This window comes from Mycobacterium sp. NPDC003449 (genome assembly GCF_053588415.1).
This window is the reverse complement of record NZ_JBSFPX010000329.1, coordinates 1-3903: the sequence shown is the minus strand read 5'-3', so window position 1 is coordinate 3903 and position 3903 is coordinate 1. Positions and strand designations below refer to the sequence as shown.

The 3903-nt window shown below is 68.7% G+C and carries 4 protein-coding genes and 1 pseudogene; 4 read left to right on the top strand and 1 reads right to left on the bottom strand.

The window, feature by feature from the left end:
- Positions 1-149 precede the first annotated feature (149 nt).
- Genes ACWDTP_RS37780 through ACWDTP_RS37770 form a run of 3 tightly spaced genes read left to right on the top strand, consistent with a single transcriptional unit; the run spans position 150 to position 2761 of the window.
- Positions 150-1142 (top strand): methionine ABC transporter ATP-binding protein, encoded by a 993-nt coding sequence (locus ACWDTP_RS37780; protein WP_450028329.1) that lies wholly within the window; start codon positions 150-152, stop codon positions 1140-1142.
- Complete coding sequence (locus ACWDTP_RS37775; protein ID WP_450028328.1) at positions 1139-1864, top strand: methionine ABC transporter permease; 726 nt, start codon at positions 1139-1141, stop codon at positions 1862-1864. The genes ACWDTP_RS37780 and ACWDTP_RS37775 overlap by 4 nt, the downstream gene beginning before the upstream one ends.
- Positions 1865-1909: 45 nt before the next feature.
- Positions 1910-2761, top strand: coding sequence for a MetQ/NlpA family ABC transporter substrate-binding protein (locus tag ACWDTP_RS37770; protein WP_450028327.1), 852 nt, complete (start codon positions 1910-1912; stop codon positions 2759-2761).
- 25 nt (positions 2762-2786) lie between these two features.
- On the opposite strand, the gene ACWDTP_RS37765 is transcribed toward ACWDTP_RS37770, so the two are convergent.
- The gene (locus ACWDTP_RS37765; RefSeq protein ID WP_450028326.1) at positions 2787-3734 is read right to left on the bottom strand and encodes an alpha/beta hydrolase; all 948 of its coding nucleotides are present in this window, start codon (positions 3732-3734) and stop codon (positions 2787-2789) included.
- Here ACWDTP_RS37765 and ACWDTP_RS37760 point away from each other — a divergent pair.
- Positions 3697-3903, top strand: a pseudogene (locus ACWDTP_RS37760) (lysoplasmalogenase); the annotation flags it as partial. The gene ACWDTP_RS37765 and the pseudogene ACWDTP_RS37760 overlap by 38 nt on opposite strands.

Genomic DNA, 3903 nt, shown 5'->3' with positions numbered 1-3903 from the left:
GCCCATTTCCACCCGGAAATGGGCACTTTTGTGTCTGCTCGCGCGGGAGGTTGCGGCGTCTTTTGGACCGCGCTGAACGTAACCCTGGTACCGACCTCCCGATCCGCCGTACGCTCTGGGCCGTTTGCAGGCCCAGCAGATAGGCGACCATGTCGATCTACACCGAAGACCTCACCAAGTTCTACGGAACGACCCGTGCCCTGGAGGGCGTGTCGATCTCCGTCGACCAGGGGGAGATCCTCGGCGTCGTCGGCGCCAGCGGATCGGGCAAGAGCACGCTGGTCCGCAACATCGCCTTGCTCGAGCGTCCTACCCGGGGCCGCGTCGTGCTCGACGGGCAGGACCTGACCGCACTGGGCGAGAAGGAACTCCGCGGGGCGCGCCGCCGACTGGGCAACGTCTTTCAGACCGCGAACCTGCTCGACAACCGCACCGCCCGCGCCAACATCGAGTACCCGCTGGAGATCGCCGGCTGGGACCGCAAGAAACGGTGGTACCGGGCGCAGGAACTCCTGGAACTCGTGGGGCTGGCCGGACGGGGTGAGGATTACCCCGCGAAGTTGTCGGGCGGGCAGCGCCAACGCGTCGGCATCGCCCGCGCGCTGGCCGCCCGGCCCACGGTGATCCTCGCCGACGAACCGACGAGTGCGCTCGACCCCACCACCACCCAGGAGATCCTCACGCTGCTGACCAGCCTGCGTGACGAACTCGACGTGACGCTGTTGCTGATCACCCACGACCTGTCGATCGTGCGGCAGATCGCCAACCGCGTGACGGTGCTGAGTGAGGGCAGGGTTGTCGCCCAGGGACCGCTCGCCGAGGTGGCGGCCAACCCGGATTCCGGGCTGCTGCCACCGCTGAACGCGCCACCGGTGCTGGCCGACGGCGAGCTCATCGTCAACGTGCACGCCGGGGCGGATGCTCCGGCGTCGTTCATCAGTACCCTCTCGCGCGAACTGAACACCAACGTGCGGATCCTCGACGGTGAGGTGCTGCACCTTGGGGGACAATCGGTTTCACAGTTCCAACTGGGGCTCACCGGTGTCGACCACTCGGCTCACGAGCGCTCCGACGAGTACACCGGCTGGTTCGAGCGGCACGGCCTGGCCGCGGTGGTCGCCGCGGGGCGGCCCAGGGCATGAGCGCGTTCGGTGCCTGGCTCGACGATTCCATCCTGTTCACGACGGATGCGGTGCCGACAGCGGTCGGTCAGACCCTGCAACTGGTGTTCGTGCCGTTCTTCTTCGTGGTGATACTGGGTGTCCCGCTGGGCGTTGTGCTGTATGCCACCGCGCCCGGCGGGCTCGCCCCGATTCGCTGGCTCAACGGCGCATTGGGCGTCGTCGTCAATGTCACGCGGTCACTTCCGTTCCTGGTGCTGGTGATCGCGTTGTGGCCGCTGGGCCGGCTGCTGGTGGGGTCGAGCCTGGGAACGGTGGCGGCGATGGTCCCGCTGACGATCGGCACGATTCCCTTCCTGGCGCGACTGGTCGAATCGTCGTTACGCGAGGTCGACGCGGGCAAGATCGACGCGGCCAGGGTGGTCGGCGCCACGCGCCGGCAGATCATCGTCAAAACGCTTCTGCCGGAGGCGATTAGCGGAATCATCGCCGGGCTGACCATCACCATTGTCGCGTTGCTCGGATTCTCCGCGCTGGCCGGGGTGATCGGTGGTGGCGGGCTTGGTGACCTCGCGATCCGCTACGGTGCCCGCTCCTACGACGGGCCGGTGCTGTGGGCCACCGTGCTGCTGCTCATCGTGTTCGCCCAGATCTTTCAGGTGGTGGGCGACTACTTCGCCCGCAAGACCGATCACCGGCGCGCAGGAGGTGATGTTGGTGAATCACCACAGCTGTCCGGGTAGCTGCTGACTTCCCGCCCCCACCCCTCACAGAATGGACACCATCGAATGACCACCCCGGAAAACAACACCGTCCCCGACGGTCCGCCCAAGCGGAAGACGCCGCTGTACCTGGCGATCGCCGCGATCGGCGTGGTGCTGATCGCCGTCGCCGGCTTCGTCTGGCTACGCGGCGCGAACGACGACCATCGCCTCACCGTCGCGGCCACCCAGGTGCCGCATGCCGAGATCCTGGAATTCATCCGGAACGGGCAAGCCGCGGACGCCGGACTCGACTTCGACGTCCGGGTGTTCGACGACTACTCGCTGGGTAACCGGTGGCTGTCGGAAGGCGACATCGACGCCAATTACTTCCAGCACAAGCCGTACTTCGACGAGCAGGTCGCCGATTTCGGCTATCAGCTGCACGCCTTCCCCGGTGTACACATCGAACCGTACGCCGCGTTCTCGCAAAAGCACCGCAGCGCAACCGATCTCCCCGACGGGGCCAGGGTCAGCATCACCGACGACGGTTCCAATCAGGCCCGCGCCTTGGCACTGCTGGCGTCCAAGGGGCTCGTCACCCTGCCGGCCGACGGTCCGGTGAACGTGCACACCGTCGCCAACCCGAAGCGCCTGCAGTTCATCGAGGCCGCCCCCGACCTGCAGGCCAAGGCGGTGCCCGATGTCGACCTGGCGATCCTCAACGGCAACTACTTCCTCGACGCCGGATACACCCTCAAGGACGCGTTGATCGTCGAAGACATCGACGACAACCCGTACGCCAACTTCCTGGCCAGCCGCGAGGACAACCAGGACGCCCCCGACATCGTCAAGCTCAACGAGCTGCTGCACAGCGACCAGACGCGTGCGTTCATCGAGGAGCACTGGCCGGGCGGAGACGTATCGCCGGCCTTCTGAGCGCCGCCCGCCGAACGGGCCGGGCTCAGCGCGACAGCGCCGCCCGCAACGCCGACAGACCCAGGTCGAACGCCTCGGTGGCCGCCGGGACGACGCCGGAGTAGCCGAGATAACCGTGCACCAGCGTCTCGGCGTTGTGCACCTGCACCCGGACACCGGCGGCGGTCAGCAGCTCGCCGTAGCGGACACCGTCGTCGCGCAGCGGATCGTGGCCCGCGACCGCGATGTAGGCCGGCGGGAGCCCGGAAAGGTCGGCCGCCCTGGCCGGAACCAGCGTCGCCGGGGGATCGGACAGGTCGACGTGTCCGGCGTACCAGCGGGAGAACCCCTTGACGGCGTCCAGCCCGAGGATCGGGGCCTGGGCGTTCTCGGCGAACGAGGGCAGTGTGGTGTCCCACGTGGTGGCGGGATACCAGAGCAACTGGAACCGCAGCGCGGGCCCGCCCGCGTCCCGCGCCAGCTGGGCGACCACCGCGGCCAGGTTGCCGCCGGCCGAATCGCCGGCCACCGCCATCCGGTCGGCGTCGCCACCCAGTTCGGCGGCGTGGGCGGCCACCCACCGCGTCGCCGCCCACACGTCGTCGACCGCCGCCGGATAGGGATGCTCGGGCGCCAGGCGGTAGTCCACCGACACCACCACGGCCCCGGCACCCGCGGCGTGGCGGCGCGCGGTGCTGTCGTAGCTGTCCAGGTCGCCGACCGACCAGCCGCCGCCGTGGATGAACACCACGACCGGCAGGGTCGGGCCGTCGCCGCTCGCGGGGCGGTACACCCGCAGCCGGATCGGGCCGTCCCGGCCGGGGATCTCGCGATCCTCGACACTCAGCTCGGGATGGATCTCGCGGCGGGGCAGCTCACTGAACTTCCGGCGGGCCACCTCCGCACCCTCTGCGGTGGACAGTTGGAACGGCACCACCTGCAGTACCTTCTGCAGGATGGCATCCACAGCCGGTTTCTGGTCAGCGTCAGACACACCGACACCGTACGCACCTGCGACGGCGGGACTGTGGGTGGCCGCCGCCGTGGTGGCGGCGGGCTACGGTGTGGTCCTGATCGTGGCGGCCCTGCGATTGCCCGCCGGCGCCGACCTCACCGGTCAGTTCGGCGGCCAGCCCGTCGTCAAGGCCTCGGCCGCGGTGCTG

Bases quoted from the DNA above. Each gene is read 5' to 3' on its own strand.
- ACWDTP_RS37770 (WP_450028327.1), top strand. From the start codon at position 1,910: ATGACCACCCCGGAAAACAACACCGTCCCCGACGGTCCGCCCAAGCGG.
- ACWDTP_RS37780 (WP_450028329.1), top strand. From the start codon at position 150: ATGTCGATCTACACCGAAGACCTCACCAAGTTCTACGGAACGACCCGT.
- ACWDTP_RS37775 (WP_450028328.1), top strand. From the start codon at position 1,139: ATGAGCGCGTTCGGTGCCTGGCTCGACGATTCCATCCTGTTCACGACG.